The following is a 21,792-nucleotide window of genomic DNA, read 5'->3' as shown; positions in this document are numbered from 1 at the left end:
TTGCTTTTACTCACACATACCACTCACACTGACACAATATATCAATTAAAAGGTAATGGAAGGAGGGGTAGCAGTGAAGAAGCTTTTATTAGTCATTTTATTGCTCAGTTTAGTAGTTGGAATAGGTTTTTTTAACCTATCGAATAATTCAGAAGCAGAAGTAGAGGTATTAAAGATCGGCGATCAAAGGGGGGATTGGGGTTATCCTACACCACACAGACATTATCTTAGAGGGCCAGGTTATTTAAGGATGAGCCTTATCTTTGATACTTTGATCTGGAAAGATGAAAGTGGTTTTGTTTCTGCTTTGGCTGAGGATTGGTCTTATGAGGAAGAAGAGAATTATTTTACTTTTAACCTGCGTCGTGATGTGAACTGGCATGATGGTACTGAATTTACTGGCCAAGATGTAGTCTTTACCTTTAATTATTTACAAGAAAACCCCTATGGCTGGGCCAACTTAAATGCTGTAGAAAAGGTGGAATTAATAGATGACTATCAAGTTAGAGTCTATCTCAGTCAGCCTTATGCTCCATTTTTAGAGCGGGTGGCTGGAGTGGTGCCTATTTTGCCTGAACATATCTGGGCTGAGATAGAGAAGCCAAGGGAATTTACTGCTACAGAGGCTGTTGTTGGAACTGGCCCTTATCAACTTGCAGAGTATAACCGGACTCAAGGAAGTTATTTTTATCAGGCTAATGAGGATTACTATGGGGGAGATCCAATTGTTGAAGAACTTATTTTTGTCAAGACTAATAGTCCTGAAGTTGAATTGCAGCGTGGTGAGCTGAATATAGTAGAGGTAATGCCTGAAGCTGTAGAGAGTCTTGCAGAAGCCGGCTTTGAGTTAATGACTGGTAATCACTTTTGGGCCAACAAGTTGATGTTTAATCAGCATCAAGAACCTTTCGATCAGCGAAAGTTTAGACAAGCGTTGGCCCATGCAATCAATCGTGAAGAGTTAGTGGAGAGGGGACTAAGAGGTTATGGAGTTGAAGGTAGTCAAGGTTTAATTTCACCTGATAGTAAGTGGGCAGCTAAAGAGTTGCCTGAATATGATTATAATCCTCAAAAGTCTAGAAATTTAATTGAAGAGTTAGGCTATAGTAAGGAAGATGGAGTGTATACTAAAGGTGATCAAAGTCTGGAATTTACTCTGCTAACGCAGGAAGATAGAATTTCAGAGATTATTAAGCAGAATTTAAAACAAGTAGGTATTGAAGTTGAAATTAGAGTGCTTGACGAAGCTTCATTAGATACTAAAATTGATAATTGGAATTTTGATTTAGCGATTAGTGGACATGGAGGATTAGGAGGAGATCCGATGGTTCTTAATCAGATGATTCTAGATGATGATCCTAAGAGTGTTCGCTTTAAAGAAAATCAACAGTTAATAGATCAACTGGAAAAGCAATTAACAATAATGGAGCAAGATAGAAGATTAGAGGTTGTAGAGGATATTCAAGGTATTTATGCTGAAGAATTACTAGCAATAACACTCTATTATCCTGAAGAATATTGGGCTTCTGATGGCACTATTCCCTGGTTTTATACTGCAGGAGGAATTGCTATAGGAATCCCTCACCCACTAAATAAGTTAGCATTAATTGAAAGGGATTTTGATTAGATGAAAGAGAAGAGGCTATCGGGCTATTTAATTGCATTAATAATTATTCTATTATTAAATTTTATTTTACCAAGATTGATGCCTGGTGATCCAATTACTGCTATGTATGGAGATGCGTTAACAGAACTTACTCCAGAGTTAAGAATAGCTTTAGAAGAAAGATATGGCTTATCTAAGCCTCTAGTTGGTCAATTCTTTAATTATTTAAGTAATACTGTGCTAAACTTAGATCTTGGTTACTCTTTTTATTATGAAGAATCGGTTGTGCAAGTAGTTATGAACTATTTGCCCTGGACATTGTTATTGCTCTTGACTTCATTAATTTTATCTACTCTACTTGGATTTGTACTAGGGGTCGAGTCAGGCTGGGAGTATAATCAACGAAAGGATAGATTACTCTTATTAATATTATTGATTATTAATGGGATGCCAGGGATTGTAGTGGGGTCATTATTGTTGATTATTTTCAGTTGGCAGTTGAGCATCTTTCCTACTGGTGGAGCTATGACTTCGCATGCCAGCTATACGGGTCTAGTCTGGTTAGTAGATATCTTACATCATTTAGCTTTGCCCTTAATAACTTTGGTTTTAACTAGATTACCAAGTAGTTATCTGTTGATGCGTAACTCTATGTTTGGGGTTATTGAGCAGCCTTTTATACAATTGGCTAGGGCCAAAGGTCTAAAGCAAGAACGAATCAAGTATGTTCATGGAGCTCGAAATGCTATGATTCCTTTAATAACCCAAGTAGGTATCAGATTTGGTACATTTTTGGGAGGAGCATTATTTGTTGAGAATATCTTTTCTTATCCTGGAATGGGGACTCTAATCTATCAAGCATTATTGAATAGAGACTATCCATTGCTACAGGGTTCACTTTTGTTGTTAAGCTTGATTGTTCTATTAGTTAACTTTGTAACAGGTCTTGTAATTGATAGAGTAGATAAAGGGGGATATTGATGCGGAAGGTAGGTTTGATTTTGGTTGGGATGATTGTAGTGCTAGCTATTTTTGCTCCGTTGATTGCTCCTTATCAGCCTAGTGAATATGTAGGACAATCTTTTTTGGCCCCTAATAGTAGTCAGTTGTTAGGTACTAATGATCTAGGTGAGGATATCTTCAGCCGTTTGTTGTATGGGGCTAGAACTTCAGTAGTGATTGGTTTTTCTACAGCTTTGCTATCTACTTTCCTAAGCTTTTTAATTGGGGTAACTTCAGCTTTATTTAAGGGGATTTATGATACTTTTTGGATGAGGTTGATCGATGGTTTTATTGCACTTCCTACAGTGTTGATTATAATATTGATTGCTGCTTATTTTCGAGTTTCTTTATGGGGGATGGTTATGGTATTGTCATTATTGTTTTGGCAGTATGGAGCACGGATAATTCGTAATCAGACTAACTCTCTTTTGAAAAGTAATTTTATTGTAGCAGTTCAAGGATTTGGAGCAGGTAAATTACACATTACTTTAAAACATCTCTTATCGCAGTTACTGCCTTTACTTTCTGTCCAATTTTTACTTATCTTCCGGCGAGCTGTATTTTTAGAAGCAGGATTATCTTTTTTAGGAGTAGGAGATCCTAGCTTAATAAGCTGGGGTAAGATGATTCGACATGGTTTAGATTATATTTATTTGGGGGGCTGGAGTTGGTGGATACTTCCGCCAGCAATTCTTTTGACTCTGACTATTTTAGGGATTGTGCTGGTAGAGTATGGTAAGGACTCTCAAGAATTAGTCTGATAATGAGGGGGCTAAAGATGCTGGAACTAAAGAATTTACAAGTAGAGTGTGGGAATACTAGGATTTTAAAGAAGATGAATTTAAAGATTGAAGAGGGAGAAAAAGTAGGTATTATTGGTGAAAGTGGTACCGGCAAAACTACCTTAGGATTGAGTATTATGGGATTGTTAGAAGGTGAAGTATCAGGAGAGGTCATCTTTAAAGGGCAGAACTTGTTAGAAAATGAGCAGCAAGATTGGGAAGAAATTAGATGGAATGAGATAGCTATGGTAATGCAGAATCTAGATAATTTGCTCAATCCAGGCTATACGATCTTAAGTCAGGTGGCTGAACCTATGATCCAACATGAAAGAATAAAAAAGAACAAAGCCTTTCTGCGTGCTGAGAAGTTATTAAAGCGGACTGGACTTTCGGTTGAGAAGATGAATTTATATCCAAATAATCTCAGTGGAGGTGAAAAGGCTCGAGCTTTAATTGCTATGGCATTGGTCAATGATCCTGAGTTGATCATCTTTGATGAACCTACTGCTTCTTTAGATTTTTTGACTAAAGAGAAGATAGCTAGCTTAATTAAAGAGATTAGCACAGAAAAGAGCATTATGGTTATTTCTCATGACTTCTTTTTACTTAAAGAATTGGTGGATAAAATCGTGGTGCTTTATCAAGGAAAGATAGTAGAGATTGCTGAGCCTAGTCAGATTTTGAAAAGTCCAGCTCATCCTTATACTAGAGCTTTGATTAGATCTTATCCTACTATGCAGAGGACTCAAGAGTTACAAGGGTTACGTCGAGGAAGTGGGAAGCGGTATAGTGATAAGGGTTGTCCTTTTTATGATCGTTGTACTCAATCAGTTGATCTGTGTGCTTTACGGTCGCCTGAATTGGAAAGGGTAGAGTCTAGCCAACGCTTCTTAGCTTGCCATCGTGAAGGGATTGTTGAATTAGTCACTCTACAAGATGTAACTAAGAAATACTACCAAGGAAGTTTGTTCAATAAAGAGTACTTTACTGCAGTAAATGATGTTAATTTGAGCATTAAAGAGGGTGAAATAGTTTCAGTAGTAGGTGAGAGTGGTTCGGGAAAAAGTACCTTAGCTAAGATGATTGCAGGATTGATCCCAAAGAGTAGTGGAGAGATTATCTTTAAAGAGAGCAATTTAGCTGAGTGGAAGAAGAAACGCTTAGAATTTCATAGTCAGGTACAGATGATCTGGCAGGATCCAGCTAGCTCTTTTAATAAGAAGTTTACGGTTTTTGAAATTTTGGCTGAACCACTTCAGATTCAAGGGTTTAAAGATAAAGACCTACAACTAAAGAAGACCAAGCAAGCTTTAAAGCAGGTCTATTTACCTTCTGATCAGGAATTTTTAGCTAGTCAGATTACTGGTTTGAGTGGAGGAGAGTTACAGAGATTAGCTATTGCTAGAGCTTTGATTTTAGAACCTAAGGTTTTGATTGCTGATGAACCTACTTCGGCTTTAGATCCTGGTGTGCAGGCTCAAGTTTTAAAATTATTGCTAGATTTACAGAATGAAAGAGGGATGGCTATGTTATTTGTTACTCATGATTTAGCGTTGGCCCGTAAGGTTAGTGATAGGATTGTAGTACTCTATCAAGGTGAGATAGTAGAACAAGGCCCTGCAGTCAGAGTAATCAATTATCCTCAACATTACTATACTAAACGTTTATTAAGTGTAGCTAATTCTTTCTAAAAGATAAAATATTTAAGGAAATCTTATTAATTTCTTAATAGCTTCTTAATATTTACTGTTTATAATATGAGTATAGAATAAAATAAAAGGAGGAGATAAATTATGAAGCGAATTATTAGTTTAGTATTGGTTGGGTTATTAGTCTTAGGAATGTCATCTGTAGTTTTTGGGTATGGTAGAGCAGGAATGAGAGGGCATATGATGTCTCAGAGTGAGTATAATAATGATTACTTAGATTTATCAAATGAGCAGTTAGAAGAGATGAGAGCTTTAGAAGATGAGTATTACCAACAAACAAGGGAATTAAATGATCAATTACGGAGAAAAAGGGATGATTTAAGATATTTATATTCTCAGTCAGATGCCAGTCAAGATGAGTTGGCCCAATTACAAAATGAGATCAGTATTTTAAGAGAAGAGCTAAGAAGTTTACAAGATGAGTATCAGTTAGCAAAAAGAGACATCTTATCTGCTGAACAGTTAGAAAGAATGAATGGAACTGGTTTTGATTGTCATGGAACTAGAAGTTCTTTTGATGGGAGAAGAAGTAGAGGTCATGGAATGATGAGAGGTTGGTAAAGGGTAATTTGAAAAGATAAAAAGAGAGTTGGAATATTAAAAACTATTATTCTTATTTAGCTAAAGAAAAGGTAATAAGGGATGATATTATAGCGTTGGCCCATGGGGGAAATAATGTACTCAAATCATTAAAAAGCACCTTATTATAAGGTGCTTTTATCAATTTAAACAATAAGCTTTACTACTTAAATTAAAAGCTTGGAGGGGGCTTTTCTTGATAGTTTTAGATTAAGATTCATTTATTTAAAAAAGATAATCTTTGAATAAAAAACATTATTAGGAAGGGGTTTGGAGATATATCTAGAAATAAGAATACAGAAGATTGCAATAATTATAAAAAGAGCAGGAGAGTAATAAATAGTAAATAGTTGAAGTTAAAAGCATACATATTGAAAAATAATTTTATTAAACTTTGACTATCTACTATGTATGCTCTAATACCAGATAAGGGTATTTAGGCAAAGCTCTCTAGCAAGGTATTATTAAGGATTTATCAAATAATTAAGAGGAGTGGTAAAAAATGCATTTATTGTTAGTTGGCCCGCCGGGAGCAGGTAAAGGAACACAGGCAAAGAGATTGGCAAAGAAGTATTCTATTCCCCATGTTGCTACTGGAGACATTTTTCGAGAGGCAATTAAAAATGAGACTCCTTTAGGAAAAAAAGCTAAAGAATATATTGATCAAGGAAAGTTAGTACCTGATGAAGTAACTGTTGGAATGGTTGAAGAGAGATTATCTAGGGATGATTGTCAAAAGGGGATTATTTTAGATGGCTTTCCTCGAAGTGTAGATCAAGCTAATGCTTTGAGCGATATCTTACAAGATTTAGAACTTGCTTTAGATGCTGTAGTTAATATTGATGTTGGTGATGAAGAGGTTATTAATCGTTTATCTGGCAGACGAGTCTGTTCTGAATGTGGAGCAAGTTTTCATGTTGAGTTTAATCCGCCACAAGATGCAGGAGTTTGTGATGAATGTGGTGGGGAGTTGTATCAACGTGATGATGATAATCCAGAGACGATTAAAGAACGGTTGGTTGTTTATTCTGAACAGACTTCTCCACTGATTGAATATTATCAAGAACGTGATCTATTACTTGTAATTGATGGAGAAACGACTCCTGAACAAGTCTTTGAAAGAATAGAAAAAGAGTTAGATGCTTTAGAGTAGATAATTTCTTTTTATCTTTTCTTGATTTAAATATTAATTGGGACTCTAAGCAAGATTTAGCTCTTTTTGAAGTTAACCCAACTTGTTAGCTAATAGTTAAGAATTTTACTTTAACTATTAGCTTTACGAGTTGGTTTTTTTATTGTTATTTTTAATACTAAAAGTAGAAGGTATGGATTTGTTAACTTGAATGAAGTTGCATTTATTTAAAACTAATGCCAAATTCCATAAAACTGTTTGACATAGTAGGGGCAATTTATTATAATTAAACGTAAGATGTCTGACAATTCATACTTGGTTTATGAGTTGTCTAAAGCCTATTATAAGTTAATAATCATAAATTTACCTATAAGTTTATGGCTCAGGTGCATTAGTTATGAAAGAAGAGAAAGGTTGGATTAGGGAGAACAGAATAAAAATAAAGGGAGTTGATTAAATAATGGATAAAGAAAACAAAGGTAATTCAAAAGAGATTAAAGAACAACTAGAAACTAGTCAACAGAAGAAAGGGATATCACGACGTAAATTCTTGGCCAACACAGGAAAGGTATTAGCAGGAACAGTAGTCACTGGTCTTGGTTTTAGTAGCTTCAATAGAACTGCCAAGGGCTTCTCTTCTGCGCCGCTAAGTAGTGAACATAAATTAACTTTACTAAGTACTACTGATCTTCACCAGTATATAATGCCTTATAGTTATATGAGTAATGAAGCTGATGAAAACATTGGCTTAAGCAAGGTTGCTACTTTGGTGGAGGAGATAAAGAAAAAGCACGATAATGTCTTATTATTTGATTCCGGAGATGTTATTCAGGGAAGTCTGTTAGGGAATTTAGAAGCTGATCAACTTCCTGGAGATGTGGAACCTATTGTATCACCACTAGATGAAGATGAACATCCGACTATAGTAGATTCCATGAATGCAATGGGCTATGATGCTGCTACATTAGGTAATCATGAATTACAAGATTATGGTATTGATTATTTTAGGCGAGCGGAAGCAGGTTCCGATTTTCCTTGGTTAAATGCCAATCTTTATGATTATGATAATCCAGAAGAGAATTACTTCACTCCTTATGTGATTTTAGATAGAGAGATAGATGGTAAAGAGGTTAATATCGGGGTAGTAGGCTTTGTTTCTCCTGAAGTTGTGTCTTGGGGTAGTACCTATCTAGAAGGAGAGGTTGTTGGAAAGGATATTATAGAAGAGGCTGAAAAAGTTATTCCACAAATGAAAGAAGAAGGAGCAGATTTAATTATAGTCTCAGCTCATACAGGTATTGATCCTGATGATAAAGATGTTAATGCTGGCTATTATTTAAGCCAGGTTGAAGGTATAGATGCAATGGTACTTGGACATCAACATAATGAATTCCCAGGAGGCAGTGAATATGATGATATAGAAAATATTGATAATGAACAAGGTTTGATTAATGGGGTTCCTACTGCTATGCCTGGAGCTTGGGGAAGCCATTTAGGAGTTGTTGAATTGGATGTTGTTTACAATGGCGGAGACTGGGAAGTTAAAGGAGGTAAATCAAGAATCTTAGATGTAGATGAGGAGGTAAAAAAGCATCCTGAGATTGTAGGGTTGGTAGAAGAAAAACATGAAGCTACCATTGATTATGTAACTACTCCAATTGGTGAAACAGCAGTCCTTCTTTCTACTCACTTTACTCGGGTTAAAGATAGTGCTATTATTACTTTAACGCAGGAGGCTCAGAAATGGTATACCGAAGAAGTACTGGAATTGACAAAGAAAGAAGAATATAAAGATTTACCTGTGATTTCAACAGCTGCTCCACTTAGATTTGGTCGCCAAGGACCTACAGATTATACTTATATAGAACCAGGGAAATTAGATATAACTGATATAACTGATATATATATTTATGATAACCTATTCCAAGTAGTTAAGGTTACTGGAGCAGAATTAGTTGAGTTTTTAGAAGAATCAGCAGAAAACTTCAATCAAATAGATCCTGATTTAGAAGAGGATCAAGAATTGATTAATGAATACTTTGAAGGTTTTTATTATGAATCTATATTAGGAATAGACTATAAAATAGACGTGACCCAGAAAGTTGGCAATAGAATTGTAGATGTTACTTATAAGGGCCAACCTGTTACTGATGATATGGAATTTCTAATGGCTACTAATAATCATCGAGCTAGCGGTACTGCTACTGATGTATTAGATGGCTCTCAAAGTTTACTGCCTGCTGCTCCTGGAGATGTTAAAAATCAAGATGTTATAATGGAGTATGTAGCAGAAAAAGATGTAATAGCTCCTGAACGTGAGAGCAACTGGGAGTTAAAGCCGGTTGAAACTAAAGGGGATATTATTTTTGCTTCCGATCCAGTTGGGAGAGAATATATGGAAGATAAAGATTTAGCAAGGATCGAATTTGCTGGGACAGATGATAATGAGTGGGGTATATATAAATATTTATTGAATCAAGATAGCTAATGCAAGAATCAAAATCCTTCGGTCTAAATGACCGGAGGATTTTTTTATCATTTTTATCAGTTAAGTAGTGGACTTAAGATTAATTAAACTGATAATCAACTCTTAATCTTTCAGAAAAAGATTGAGCAGTTGGCTTTTGAGGTTGATTAAGTTCTATTTTTTCTTGATAATTCATCAAATCTTTTGTTTTTTCTTGTTCCTTGATCTTTATCATCTCAATTGAACTAAAATTATTAATTTTAGCTAAAGACTCTGCTTTTTGCTGACTAACCTCCAAAGCAGTTTCAAATAACTGTTGTTGATATTTTTCTACTTGTTCAAAAGTATAATAAGCTTGAATTATTTCATAATCGAATTCATAATTTTGATTATAAGTTGCTCGTCTTTGAGGATGAGCTTGATCAATAATCTCAATTAGATTAGAGCTAACTGTAGCCAAATCTTTTTCTTGTTCATTAAATTCAATTGTTAAGATTATTGTTGCTTTATAATCATTAGCTTCAATATTATTAGATTCAATCTCTGATTTTGTAATTTTATCTTTATTGACTTCTTTCTTTTTAGTTAATTCATCCTTTAAGTTATTTAATCGTTGTCTTAATTTATGTTCTAAATTTGCTTTACCTGCTCCTAAACCTACTATTTCAGCTTTAATCATACCCGAATCAGGTGTTTTTTCTATTTGACTATAACCAATTGTAGATATGGTTTTAAGATTAGCTAAAGCAATAGTAGAACTGATTAAGATAAATGATAGAGATAAGATTAATATTTTTTTAGGCAATTTTATCACATCCTTTTATTTTATATTATACTTTATATTTTAAATGATCGCATTATTTTTCTGATTTTAAAGTATAAACATATAGTAGTGTGAAAAATAAATTAAAGTAGTTTTGATGGAGGTGATTAGAGGAATATATAGAAATACAAACCACAGGAGAACAATAAAAAATATTGATAAATTATAGAAGATTTACAGTTTGATCATCAATTATCAACAGCTAAAAGAAAGGAGAAAAAATAAATTGAATTATGTGCAAATAAGCAAGGCAATATTTGAGGCATTAGAAAAAGATGATATCCAAAGAGCAATTAAGAATATAGAAAAATTTACAGAAATATTTGGTGGTAGTGTTAATATCAAAGATGAATATGGGAATACTCCTTTAATGGTAGCGGCAGCAAGGGGAAATGCGGGGTTTGTAAGGTTTTTGATTGAAAAAGGTGCTGATGTCAATCTTACAAACAATAAGGGTGAAACTGCGTTACAATTGGCTAAAAAATATAGAGAAGTGTCAGATACTTTTGATGTAATTAAAATTTTACAAAAAGAAATGAGAAAAGGAAGAAATAATCTCCTCAAACAAGAATGTAAACCTCATATTCGCTTCACCTCTAAAACGATATTAGTTGAAGCAGGCACAACCAGTAAAGAAAATGGAGCAATAAGTGTAGAGAATGACTTTTATATTGGAAAGTATTTGGTAACACAATCAGAATTTGAAAAATTAATGGGGTTTAATCCGTCTACATTTTCAAGAAGCCCCTATAACCCTGTAGAAAATATAACTTGGTATGATGCTATAAGATACTGTAATAAATTATCACAAAAAAAGGGGTTAGATAAGCATTACAATATACGTGGTATAGAATATGATGAAGAAAATATAGTCTCAGCTACAGTAACAGAGGATAATAACGCTAATGGATATAGATTATTAACAAGTAGAGAATGGGAGTATGCAGCCCGTGGAGGAGCAGAGGGTAAACCAACAAAATATGCAGGTAGTGATAATTTAGATGAGGTTGGTTGGTATAATGAAAATACAAATTCAACACAACCTGTTGGTCGTAAGCAACCTAATGAACTAGGGCTATATGATATGAGCGGTAATTTGAGCGAATGGATGAATAATATTCCAGAGGGATATTTTGTTGCTCGGGCTATACGAGGTGGTTCTTGGGCCAACACCTCTGGTCATAACTGTAAGGTAAGTAGTAGCCGCGAACGTGATCCATCTTATAAGCGAGGAGATTGTGGTTTTCGATTGGCAAGAACCTCTTCTTAAAACAACTTGACTTCAAAGTTATTCTATGGTATCGTCTAATTGAATAAAGTATGGAGGCTATTTATAATGAAATCTATGAAAAATTATAATCAAGAGTGATAGGCTGGTCAGTTACCTAAAAGGCTGATTAGTCTCTTTTCTTATCTAGCAATGTTAGTAATAGTGTAAATTTAATTAGTTTGAATTTAATTGTGAATTGAAATGGGGTTGAAGAAGAGAATGTTTAAACTTATAGGTTTTATTTTTGGATTAATAACCTTTCCATTTAGATTGATATATGCTATAGTGAAACTTCTTAATGCAATTGTAATGATAGCTGTAGTATTATCATTTGTTTTAGTTGGTACTTTTATCTATCAAAATTACCAAGAGACGGAATTTATAGCAGAGATAAAAGAAACTGCAATTGAATATTATGATCAAAATGAGGAGCTTAAAGAGTATTATGAAGAAAGTATAAAAGGGAGTTTAGAAGGTTTTTTACAAGATAACAATTTATTTTTTGGAGAAGAGTCAGAAGAAGATGAAACTAATAATGAAGAGAGTGAAAATTAAATTGTAAATTTGCAGGAATCTTTTTTAGAATAATGAAATAAGACTTATGGAGTAAAAAAGATTCTTTGTAGGTACATATAATGGTTAAGTATCCTATCATGAACAGGATTTAAATTAAAAAAGGAGATGGTTTTATTATGTTGAATAAAGTTATTTTAATTGGAAGATTAACAAGGGATCCAGAGTTGAGGTATACTTCCCAAGGGACAGCAGTTTGTAACTTTGCTCTTGCTGTAGAACGAGATTATAAAAATAGTAATGGTGAGCGTGATGTAGATTTTATTGATGTAACTGTCTGGAGAAAACAGGCGGAAACATGTGCTAACCATCTAGGTAAAGGGAGACTAGTTGCAGTTGAAGGTAGAATGCAGATTGACACATGGAAAGATGATAATGGAACTAACAGAAAATCTCCTAAAGTAGTAGCCAGAGATGTTAGTTTTCTTGATTGGCCTAATGATAAGCAAGGTAATAGTGGTAATAATAATCAAAAGAAAGAAGAGATTGATGTTCCTTTTTAAAAACTTTTAGGCAAGTATAATAGAATATACTAAGTTAAAAGTAGTTGCTAGGTAAATTAATTCACCTAGCAACTACTTTTTTTATTATTTAGGAAACTATGCTTTTTAAAGGTTGTGGATAACTTTTTTGATTTTACTTATTCTTAACCTTAAGTTTAGCCTAAAGTGGGCTAATGCCCACTTTGTTCTTTAGGAAATTATGATTTTTAGAGATTAAATAAGGCCATCTAATCTTGTCAGATTAGATGGCCTTAGAAATTTAAAATTTAACTTTTAGTCAATTATGCAGTTTTAGAGAACTTGTTGGATATAGAATCAACTATCATAGCAATTGCTCCATCTCCAGTAACATTACAAGCAGTTCCAAAACCATCTTGAGCCATGTATAACCCAATCATTAATGCTTGTTGAGGTTCACTAAATCCAAGAATAGTAGTCATTAGTCCCATAGCAGCCATTACAGCTCCTCCTGGCACTCCTGGAGCAGCAACCATTACTACACCTAAACTCATGATAAATGGTAAGAACTCAGCTAAAGCCGGTTGTCCACCATGTAGTAATAAAACAGTAAGTGCACATAAGACTAAAGTAATCGTACTACCTGCTAGATGGATTGTTGCTGATAAAGGAATTGCAAAATCAGCTACCTCTTCAGATACCTCATTCTTTTTAGCATTTTTTAGAGTAACAGGTAACGTAGCAGCACTAGACATAGTCCCCAATGCTGTAGTATAAGCTGGGACCATATTTTTTAAACTTTTGAAGGGGTTACTTCCACTTCTTTGACCCGCTACTAAAAATAAGACAACTAAATAGCCTAGGTGTAAAGCTATCACTAAAGCAAATACTTGTCCAAAGACTCCTAAAGTTTCAAATACTTCACCTGTAGCTGCCATATCAGCAAAGACACCAGCAATATAAAGTGGTAAGAATGGAATGATTACTTTTTCTATTGCTAATACAATGATTTTTCTGAAATCATACATAAAATCTAAAATAACATTCTGTTCATCTTTGATTTGACTAATTCCTAAACCAAGTAAAAATGATGTTATCAGTGCTGTCATTACTCCCATTAATGGCGGCATTTCAATTGCTAAAAATGGTTCAATTCCACCATTTTCTGCACTTTGTACAGCACCATCAGCTATAATAGAAGGTAATATAGCATCACCAATAAAATAAGCTATAACTCCAGCAATAACTGTAGATAAATAAGCTGTTCCTACTGTAATTCCTAATAACTTTCCAGCCTTATCCCCTAGTTCTGCAATCCCTGGGACAATAAATCCTAAGATAATAAGTGGAACAATGTACATCAAAAACTCGCCAAATACATTAGTAATAGTGTAGAAGGCCCTAGCAAACCAGTTTGGAAAGAATAGACCTACAATGATACCAAATACAATTCCTAATAATAACTTTGGTAATAAACCTAACTTTTGCATAATTTTCAGCTCCTCTTTTTTAATTATTATTTTGTTTAACTTCTCCAGTGTTAATAGTTATAGATGTTTTTAGAAATTCCTCCTTTTTTGTAGAATTTTTTTGAATTTTATAATATTCAAATTCAATTTGACAAAATTTATATAAATCGTTATAATTATGGTGATAAATATGATTTATTCCAATGTAATTGCTTCGCCTGAACTAATCTGGTGTATATTTATATTAGATGAAAAAGGATGAAATTATTTTGCATTGAAATTTTTCAGAGTGATTTTCAGAGTAAATAGATAGGTATACTCTTGAGTAATAGTTAATGCAATTAAGATGCCACTACAAAATAATTATTTGCTTGTAGGTGGAATAAACCCTATCATAGCAAGGTTTGAATTAATTTATTATTTTATTACTGTCAACAACTAGCTGCCTTAATAAAGGTTCAAGATGACAGATAAATTGCATTGATGCAAAATACTTGTCACATTGACCAGGTTACATTATAAAATGGTGATGTTGGATCTTATTTACAGCAATTTCACTTGTTGAAAGAGGAGGAAGTTGGATTTATATTTCCAAATAATAATGATTAAACTAAAGATAATCAAATAATAAAACTTAGGAGGAACTAGGAATGAAAAATAAAATGAAGTCACTAATGAAGACAGAAGCTGATGTAGGTGCTAAACTTGTAGAAGTAGATATTCCTCAAATCGGTGCTGATGAGGTGTTGGTTAAAGTTGATGCTGCTGCTATCTGTGGGACTGATGCTCATATTTATAAGTGGGATGAGTGGTCTCAGTCTCGGATAGAGCCACCGTTGATCTTTGGACATGAATTTTGTGGAACAGTAGTAGAAATAGGTGAAGATGTAGATACTATTGAAAAAGGAGACTTTGTTTCTGCTGAAGGACATTTTACTTGTGGTAGTTGCTTTTATTGTCGAACTGGACAGGGGCATATCTGTCAAGAGGTAGAGATTATCGGTGTTGATACTGTTGGTTGTTTTGCGGAGTATGTTAGTGTGCCAGCAGAAAATATTTGGAAGATGGATTCTGATATTCCGCTAGAAATAGCAGCAATTTATGATCCTTTTGGTAATGCTGTACATACAGCTATGATGGATGATTTAACTGGTAAGAGTGTAGCTGTCATTGGATGCGGGCCAATTGGCTTAGCGGCTGTAGCTGTGGCTGAATATTCTGGTGCCGCAAAGATATTTGCTACTGATATCAATGAATACCGATTAGATTTAGCTAAGAAGTTAGGGGCAGATAGGGTTATAAATGTTTCTGAGGAAGATCCTGTAGAGGTGATTGAAGAGGCTACAGGTGGAGTAGATGTTATGTTAGAGTTTTCAGGACAACCTACTGCTATTAGACAAGGCTTTGCTGCTTTAAAAGGTGGAGGATGGGCTTCTTTATTAGGAATTCCATCTAAAGAGATGGAGATAAATCTATCTGATGCTATTATCTTCAAAGGAGCTACTGTCTATGGGATTAATGGTCGCCAGATGTGGGATACATGGTATAAGATGGCTTCATTGTTAGAGGGAGGATTAGATTTAGAGCCGTTGATTACTCATCGTTTTGCGTTTGAGGATTATGAAGAGGCTTTTGATTTGGTCTTATCAGGGAATTGTGGTAAGGTAATTCTTTATCCTAATAAGGAAGATATGCTGAAAAAATAGTTAACAGTTGACAGTGTACAGTTTACAGTTAAGATCAAGAGCTTAAAAGCTTAAGGCTTTTGATTTTAAGGTTTTAACTGTCAACTGTAAACCGTAAACTGTACACTGAATTATCAAATGGGAGGGTTTAAATAATGGAATTTATCGCTAAGGAGATTGAACGTTTAGAAACAGAAGGGTTGTATAATCAAATTCGTACTTTAGAAAGTGGACAAGGTGCTTGGGTAACTATCGAAGGGGAAGAAGTACTAAATTTCTGTTCTAATAATTACTTAGGATTAGCTGCTGATCCACGATTAGTAGAAGCTGCTAAAGAAGCAATTGATGAATATGGGGTTGGCCCAGGAGCAGTAAGGACGATTGCTGGAACATTATCCTTACATGAGGAGTTGGAAGAAAAATTAACAGAGTTTAAGAAAGCTGAAGCTACTATAGTCTTTCAGTCAGGTTTTAATGCTAACTTAGCTACTATTCCAGCTTTGGTTGGTAAGGGCGATATTATTTATAGTGATGCATTAAATCATGCTAGTATTATTGATGGTTGTCGTTTGAGTGGAGCAAAGGTTAAGGTTTATGGTCATGATAAGTTGGATGAATTAGAAGAGTTATTGATAGAAGATCAAGATAAAGATTGTAAGCAGTTGATAGTTGTTGATGGGGTATTCAGTATGGATGGTGATATTGCTGATTTACCTGGGATTGCAAAGCTAGCTAAGAAATATGATGTAATGACAATGGTTGATGATGCTCATGGGGAAGGAGTTTTAGGTTCTCATGGAAGAGGTATTGTAGATCACTTTGATTTGCATGGACAGATAGATGTAGAGGTAGGAACTTTTTCTAAAGCATTAGGTGTTGTCGGTGGATGTGTCTCAGGTAGTAAGAAGTTAATTGAACTTCTAAAGCAACAAGGAAGACCATTTTTATTCAGCTCTGCTCCTACTGTTCCTGATATGGCAGCAGTAATGGAGTCAGTTAATATCTTACAAGAAAGTGATGAGCTAGTACAGAAACTATGGGATAATGGCGAATACTTCACAGAAAAGATGGAACAGCTTGGGTTTGATACTGGAGAGAGTGAAACTCCAATTACGCCTGTTATGATTGGGACTGCTGAGAAGGCAGCTGAATTTAGTAGTAAGTTATTAGATGAACAGATATTTGCTCAATCAATTGGTTTTCCTACTGTGCCTAAGAATACAGCTAGAATTAGGGTAATGATTTCTGCAGCACACAGTAAAGAAGATTTAGATTTTGCATTAGAGAAGTTTGAAAAAGTAGGTAAGGAAATGGGATTGATTTAATAAATATAATAAGATAATAGCTTTAAAATCAGTAGGTTCCTTTAGGGCCTGCTGATTCTAAATTTTAAGCCTAGGAATAATATAGTAAATATAATTTATCTTAGTAGTGGAGGGATATAATGAGTAAGTTAAGCTTGTTAGATATCATCGGGCCAATTATGCTTGGCCCTTCTAGTTCTCATACTGCTGGGGCAGTAAGGATCGGTAATTTGGCCCGGGAAATTGTAGCAGAAGAGATCGAAGAAGTAAAGTTTCATTTACATGGATCGTTTAAGGAGACTTATCAAGGCCATGGTACTGATAAGGCTCTATTAGGAGGGTTATTAGGATTATCGACTGCTGATCCAAAGATTAAGAACGCATTTGAGTTGGCCGAAGAAAAAGGAATTGAGTTTGATTATTTGCCAGTTGAGTTGGATGGAGTTCACCCTAATACTGCTAAACTTGAAATTAAAGATAGAACAGATAAGACTACTACAATAGTAGCCTCTTCTGTTGGAGGGGGCAGTGTTGTTATTAAGCAGATAGATGGGATTAATGTAGATTTAAATGGAGAATACCATACCTTAATTACTCTACATCAAGATAAGCCAGGAGTAATGGCCAAAATATCTAGGGTATTAGAAGAGGATGAGCTTAATATTGCTTTTATGAAGGTCTTACGAGAGTATAAAGGTGCTTTAGCGACAGCAGTAATTGAGTTAGATCATAATTTAACGACAAAGAAATTAAGAGCAATCAAAGAGATAGCTGAGATCAAAGAAGCTAGGATAATTAAACCTGTTAAATAGGGAGGCAAGATGGAGATGTATGATTTTAAGACGATAAATGGACTTATAGAACTTGCTCAAAAAGAAGAGCTTTCGATTCCTGAAGTTGTTATCTTACGGGAACAAGAGTTGAGTGAAAGATCTGAAGCTGAAATTCGAGAACTGATGAAGAAAAATTTAAAAGTAATGAAAGAGGCAGCCCAAAAAGGGCTTGAGAAAGATGATTTAACCTCCATAAGTGGACTAACAGGAGGGGATGGTAGATTACTTGCTGAGGCTGAAAAAGATGGAAAGAGCTTGATAGGAGCGGTGATTTCACAAGCAGTTGCCAAAGCCTTAGCAATTGCAGAAGTAAATGCTGCTATGGAGCCGATAGTAGCAGTTCCTACAGCAGGTTCTTGTGGGATCTTACCTGCAGCTTTATTAACAGTAGCTGAGAAATATGAAAAGAAGGAAGAAGAAGTAATAGACGCTCTATTTGTAGCTTCTGGAATTGGATTGGCGATTGCTCAGCAGGCATCAGTCTCAGGAGCAGAAGGTGGTTGTCAAGCTGAATGTGGTTCTGCTGCTGGAATGGCTGCTGGAGCTGTTGTTTATTTAATGGGAGGAGACCATAACCAATTAGCTAGTGCAGTAGCAATTTCACTGAAGACTGTTTTGGGGTTAGTTTGTGATCCGGTGGCTGGCTTAGTAGAAGTTCCTTGTATTAAAAGAAATGCTACAGGAGCAAGTAATGCTTTAGTAGCAGCCGAGATGGCCCTTGCAGGGATTGAAAGTGTAATTCCAGTTGATGAAGTAATAGTAGCAATGAAGAAAGTAGGGGATGCTTTACCTAATGAATTAAAGGAGACCTCTTTAGGTGGGTTGGCAGCAACACCAACAGCCCGTAAGATTGAAAATGAACTCACTTTAAATAATTAATTGAAAATAACTTGGGGTTATTGTTGACAGTAAGTGATCTAAATGATACAATTATTTTAAATTTCATAAATTTAGTATTTCTCTTATCAAGAGAGGTGGAGGGACTGGCCCGATGAAGCCCGGCAACCGACTCTGTTTTACAGAGTAATGGTGCCACATCCTGCAATTCCAATTTGGGGTTGAAAGATGAGAGAAGAGGGTAAAATTGTAAATTAAGCCTCTTCTCAATCAGAGAAGGGGCTTTTTAAATTTTAAATGAGGAGGAATGAGTATGGGGGCAGTTAAAGTAGGAATTTTAGGTTTAGGTACTGTAGGTAGTGGAGTAGCAGAGATTTTATTGAAGAATAAAGAGAGTATTAATCAGAGGGCAGGAAGTAGGATTGAGCTGACTAAAGTATTAGATAAGAATTTGGATAGAGAAAAAGTTGTTGATATTCCAACTGGTATAATGACTGATAGGTCAGAAGAAGTATTAGGTAATTCAGAGATAGATATTATTGTTGAATTAATTGGAGGAGTTGGCCCGGCTAAAAGATTTGTAGAGCAGGCTCTAGAAGCCAAAAAGCATGTAGTAACAGCCAACAAAGAGTTGATTGCTAAATATGGAGATGAGTTATTTGCTTTAGCAGCTAAGCAAGGAGTTAAGCTTCATTTTGAAGCTAGTGTTGGGGGTGGAATTCCAATTATCAAGTCCTTACAGCAATCATTAACTGCCAATCGGATTGAAAAAGTAATAGGGATTGTCAATGGAACTACGAATTATATTTTGACTAAGATGGCTGATGAAGGAGCTGAATTTGAAGAAGTATTAGCGGAAGCACAACAGAAAGGTTATGCTGAAGCTGATCCTACTTCTGATATAGAAGGTTATGATGCAGCCTATAAATTAACAATTCTTTCTGCTATTGCTTTTGGTAGGGCTATCAGTTTAGATAATATTTATAGAGAAGGGATTACACAGATAACACAAGAGGATATTACATACGCCCAAGAATTAGGATATACAATTAAACTTTTAGGTATCGCTAAGAGGGTCAATGGAGAGGTAGAAGCTAGAGTTCAACCGGCGATGATTCCTCAAGATCATTCTTTGGCTGGAGTCAAAGATGCCTTTAATGCTGTGTTGGTTAAAGGAGATGCAGTAGGAGAGTTGATCTATTATGGTCAAGGGGCTGGTTCATTGCCGACAGGTAGTGCTGTTGTAGCTGATGTGATTGATATTACTCGTAATATTGATTATCAAGTCACTGATTTGAATGAGAAGAGAGCTTATAAAGCTAAAACGGTAAAATCACATCAAGAGCTAACTTCTAAATATTATATTCGCCTACAGGTTGCAGATAAACAAAAAGGTTTGGCTGTTGTTTCTAAGATTTTAGGAGATAATGATATTAGAGTAAGCAAAGTAATTGGAGCAGATCAAGCAACTAAGTCAGTAAGTTTAGTCTTTCTTACTCATTCGGTAATTGAAAAGAATCTTCAACGAGCATTAAAAAAGATTAAAGAGCGGACTGCAATTAAAGAGGTCAGTAATGTAATTAAGATTGAAGCATAGAGTTAATTGATCATTTAAATTAGAGTAGAGTTTTAGAATAAATAATAGCCAAAAGGTCAATTTTAATACTAACATATCTTAAATATATTATACGAGGAGGCAATAAAATGAAACGGAATTTTAAGATCTTGTTTGTAGTAATTTTGACCTTTATGCTAGCAGCTTGTGCACCCCAAGAAACCCCTCCGCAAGAAGAGGAGGAAGCAAGTCCTAGTAATGTAATTGTTATGATTGCTGATGGGATGGGAACAGGTCAAATGGAGGTTGCACGTCTGTTTGAACATGGTAGAGAGGGAGAATTATTTATGGAAACCCTGCCTCATGTAGCATTAGCTAGAACTTATTCAGCCGATTATGATGTTACTGATTCTGGTGCAGCAGGTACAGCATTAGCCAATGCAGCTAAGACTAATAATGGTATGATTGGTGTTGGCCCGGATGGTGAGGAATTGACAAGTATTTTAGATATCTTTAAAGAACAAGGTAAGACAGTTGGTGTTGTTTCTACCAATACTGTCACCGATGCTACACCAGCAGCTTATGTTGCTAAAACAGAAGATCGGGGCAATCAAGCTGAGATAGCTCGACAGATCTATGAAAATGAATATCATATAGCTTTAGGTGGTGGAGAGAGGTTTTTCCAACCTGAAGCACAAGATGGTGAAGATTTAATTGCTGCCTTTGAAGAAAAAGGGTATGAAATCCCTCGGGATAGAAATGAATTAGCGAGTATAGAACCTACTGCTGAGACAAGGGTTTTGGGTCTCTTTCATCCTTCCTTTATGAATTATGTAGGAGATAGAGAGATCTTAGAAAGTGAAGAGCCTTCTCTTGTAGAGATGTCAGAAAAGGCAATTGAAACTGCTGCACAAAATGAAGATGGATTCTTTCTAATGTTAGAAGGAGCACGGGTAGATCATGCATCACATGCAGCAGACTTTGGTGGTATTTGGAGAGAGATGATTGATTTTGATGAAGCAGTAGAGTATGCTGTTAATTGGGCAGAGGAAGATGGTGATACATTAGTTATTGTTAAATCCGATCATGAAACGATGGGGATTGCTGCATCAGAGGTTATGGATACTGAAAGTTTTAAGGAAATTGGTGTATCTCCTGAATATATGGCCCAACAGCTAGAAATGGATGAAGAAACGGATAATTATACTGCAGAAAGCATTAGGGAAGTCTTCTCTGAATATGCCAATATTGAGCTTAGTGATGAAGAGATAGAAGAGTTTCAAGATAATGTGTGGGATGGAAATGATCCAGAGGGAAGACTGGTTGCTGAACACATAGTTGGATGGGAGATTGGAAGTATTATTGCTTATTATTATGATGGAGGAGTAATGCATCGGAAGACTAGAGCAAGAAGTGATAGCACTGGAGGACATACTGCTAATACTGTTCCTGTTTTTGCCTATGGTGTAGGAGCAGAAAATTTTGATGGTATCTTAGATAATACTGAAATACCAGAAATGATTGCTGATATATCTGGTTTTGAATATCAAGTTCAACAAGATTAATTAAAAGAAGGTCTTCTAGTTTAAGCTAGGAGACCTTTTTAAAATTATAAATAGTTCTTCATAAGTTGGTTTTTTGCTGTAACTATTAATATAGAAAATGAAGAAAGTGATGATTCCAATATAATGGGGGTTGATATTGG

Annotated in this window: 18 protein-coding genes and 1 riboswitch; of the genes, 16 read left to right on the top strand and 2 right to left on the bottom strand. The window is 35.1% G+C overall.

The genetic code is table 11. The features are described from left to right. Window positions 1–73: 73 nt before the first annotated feature. The 7 genes from MWH28_RS09345 to MWH28_RS09315 all read left to right on the top strand — a co-directional run bounded on the left by MWH28_RS09345 (window position 74) and on the right by MWH28_RS09315 (window position 9,298). On the top strand, window positions 74–1,627 hold the full coding sequence (locus tag MWH28_RS09345) for an ABC transporter substrate-binding protein (protein ID WP_248619095.1): 1,554 nt from the start codon (window positions 74–76) through the stop codon (window positions 1,625–1,627). Next, the gene (locus tag MWH28_RS09340; RefSeq protein ID WP_248619094.1) at window positions 1,628–2,587 is read left to right on the top strand and encodes an ABC transporter permease; all 960 of its coding nucleotides are present in this window, start codon (window positions 1,628–1,630) and stop codon (window positions 2,585–2,587) included. It abuts the gene before it with no gap. Beyond that, window positions 2,587–3,369 (top strand): ABC transporter permease, encoded by a 783-nt coding sequence (locus MWH28_RS09335; protein ID WP_248619093.1) that lies wholly within the window; start codon window positions 2,587–2,589, stop codon window positions 3,367–3,369. The genes MWH28_RS09340 and MWH28_RS09335 overlap by 1 nt, the downstream gene beginning before the upstream one ends. Window positions 3,370–3,386: 17 nt before the next feature. Beyond that, window positions 3,387–5,081, top strand: a complete 1,695-nt coding sequence (locus MWH28_RS09330; RefSeq protein ID WP_248619092.1) for an ABC transporter ATP-binding protein — start codon at window positions 3,387–3,389, stop codon at window positions 5,079–5,081. 102 nt (window positions 5,082–5,183) lie between these two features. Next, entirely contained in the window at window positions 5,184–5,660 is a 477-nt protein-coding gene (locus tag MWH28_RS09325) for a Spy/CpxP family protein refolding chaperone (protein WP_248619091.1), read from the top strand. 520 nt (window positions 5,661–6,180) lie between these two features. After that, window positions 6,181–6,831, top strand: coding sequence for an adenylate kinase (locus MWH28_RS09320; RefSeq protein WP_248619090.1), 651 nt, complete (start codon window positions 6,181–6,183; stop codon window positions 6,829–6,831). 439 nt (window positions 6,832–7,270) lie between these two features. Further along, on the top strand, window positions 7,271–9,298 hold the full coding sequence (locus tag MWH28_RS09315; RefSeq protein ID WP_248619089.1) for a bifunctional 2',3'-cyclic-nucleotide 2'-phosphodiesterase/3'-nucleotidase: 2,028 nt from the start codon (window positions 7,271–7,273) through the stop codon (window positions 9,296–9,298). 79 nt (window positions 9,299–9,377) lie between these two features. Here MWH28_RS09315 and MWH28_RS09310 read toward each other — a convergent pair whose 3' ends face one another. Then, window positions 9,378–10,082, bottom strand: a complete 705-nt coding sequence (locus tag MWH28_RS09310) for an SIMPL domain-containing protein (protein ID WP_248619088.1) — start codon at window positions 10,080–10,082, stop codon at window positions 9,378–9,380. Window positions 10,083–10,335: 253 nt separating this feature from the next. On the opposite strand from MWH28_RS09310, the gene MWH28_RS09305 reads away from it, so the two are divergent. The 3 genes from MWH28_RS09305 (at window position 10,336) to MWH28_RS09295 (ending at window position 12,446) form a co-directional block, all read left to right on the top strand. Further along, complete coding sequence (locus MWH28_RS09305; protein ID WP_248619159.1) at window positions 10,336–11,370, top strand: SUMF1/EgtB/PvdO family nonheme iron enzyme; 1,035 nt, start codon at window positions 10,336–10,338, stop codon at window positions 11,368–11,370. A 219-nt stretch (window positions 11,371–11,589) separates the two neighbouring features. Continuing rightward, on the top strand, window positions 11,590–11,925 hold the full coding sequence (locus tag MWH28_RS09300; protein ID WP_248619087.1) for a hypothetical protein: 336 nt from the start codon (window positions 11,590–11,592) through the stop codon (window positions 11,923–11,925). A 137-nt stretch (window positions 11,926–12,062) separates the two neighbouring features. Then, window positions 12,063–12,446: a single-stranded DNA-binding protein gene (locus MWH28_RS09295; protein ID WP_248619086.1), complete on the top strand. Its 384-nt coding sequence runs from the start codon at window positions 12,063–12,065 to the stop codon at window positions 12,444–12,446. A gap of 281 nt (window positions 12,447–12,727) precedes the next feature. Here MWH28_RS09295 and MWH28_RS09290 read toward each other — a convergent pair whose 3' ends face one another. Continuing rightward, window positions 12,728–13,894 (bottom strand): dicarboxylate/amino acid:cation symporter, encoded by a 1,167-nt coding sequence (locus tag MWH28_RS09290; RefSeq protein WP_248619085.1) that lies wholly within the window; start codon window positions 13,892–13,894, stop codon window positions 12,728–12,730. Window positions 13,895–14,523: 629 nt separating this feature from the next. Here MWH28_RS09290 and tdh point away from each other — a divergent pair. The 6 genes from tdh to MWH28_RS09260 all read left to right on the top strand — a co-directional run bounded on the left by tdh (window position 14,524) and on the right by MWH28_RS09260 (window position 21,652). Further along, a complete protein-coding gene (gene tdh / locus MWH28_RS09285; protein WP_248619084.1) occupies window positions 14,524–15,579 on the top strand; it encodes an L-threonine 3-dehydrogenase in 1,056 nt (351 codons plus the stop codon). 134 nt (window positions 15,580–15,713) lie between these two features. Next, window positions 15,714–16,883: a glycine C-acetyltransferase gene (locus tag MWH28_RS09280; RefSeq protein WP_248619083.1), complete on the top strand. Its 1,170-nt coding sequence runs from the start codon at window positions 15,714–15,716 to the stop codon at window positions 16,881–16,883. 119 nt (window positions 16,884–17,002) lie between these two features. After that, a complete protein-coding gene (sdaAB, locus tag MWH28_RS09275) occupies window positions 17,003–17,674 on the top strand; it encodes an L-serine ammonia-lyase, iron-sulfur-dependent subunit beta (protein ID WP_248619082.1) in 672 nt (223 codons plus the stop codon). Between the two features lie 15 nt (window positions 17,675–17,689). Next, entirely contained in the window at window positions 17,690–18,574 is an 885-nt protein-coding gene (gene sdaAA, locus MWH28_RS09270; RefSeq protein ID WP_248619158.1) for an L-serine ammonia-lyase, iron-sulfur-dependent, subunit alpha, read from the top strand. A gap of 80 nt (window positions 18,575–18,654) precedes the next feature. Continuing rightward, a riboswitch (SAM riboswitch) is annotated at window positions 18,655–18,767 on the top strand. A gap of 78 nt (window positions 18,768–18,845) precedes the next feature. Then, a complete protein-coding gene (locus MWH28_RS09265; protein WP_248619081.1) occupies window positions 18,846–20,129 on the top strand; it encodes a homoserine dehydrogenase in 1,284 nt (427 codons plus the stop codon). 107 nt (window positions 20,130–20,236) lie between these two features. After that, entirely contained in the window at window positions 20,237–21,652 is a 1,416-nt protein-coding gene (locus MWH28_RS09260; RefSeq protein WP_248619080.1) for an alkaline phosphatase, read from the top strand. Window positions 21,653–21,792 lie beyond the last annotated feature (140 nt).

The organism is Natroniella sulfidigena (assembly GCF_023223645.1).
GTDB classification, from domain to species: Bacteria; Bacillota; Halanaerobiia; order Halobacteroidales; family Halobacteroidaceae; genus Natroniella; species Natroniella sulfidigena.
This window is presented reverse-complemented; position numbering and strand designations above follow the sequence as displayed.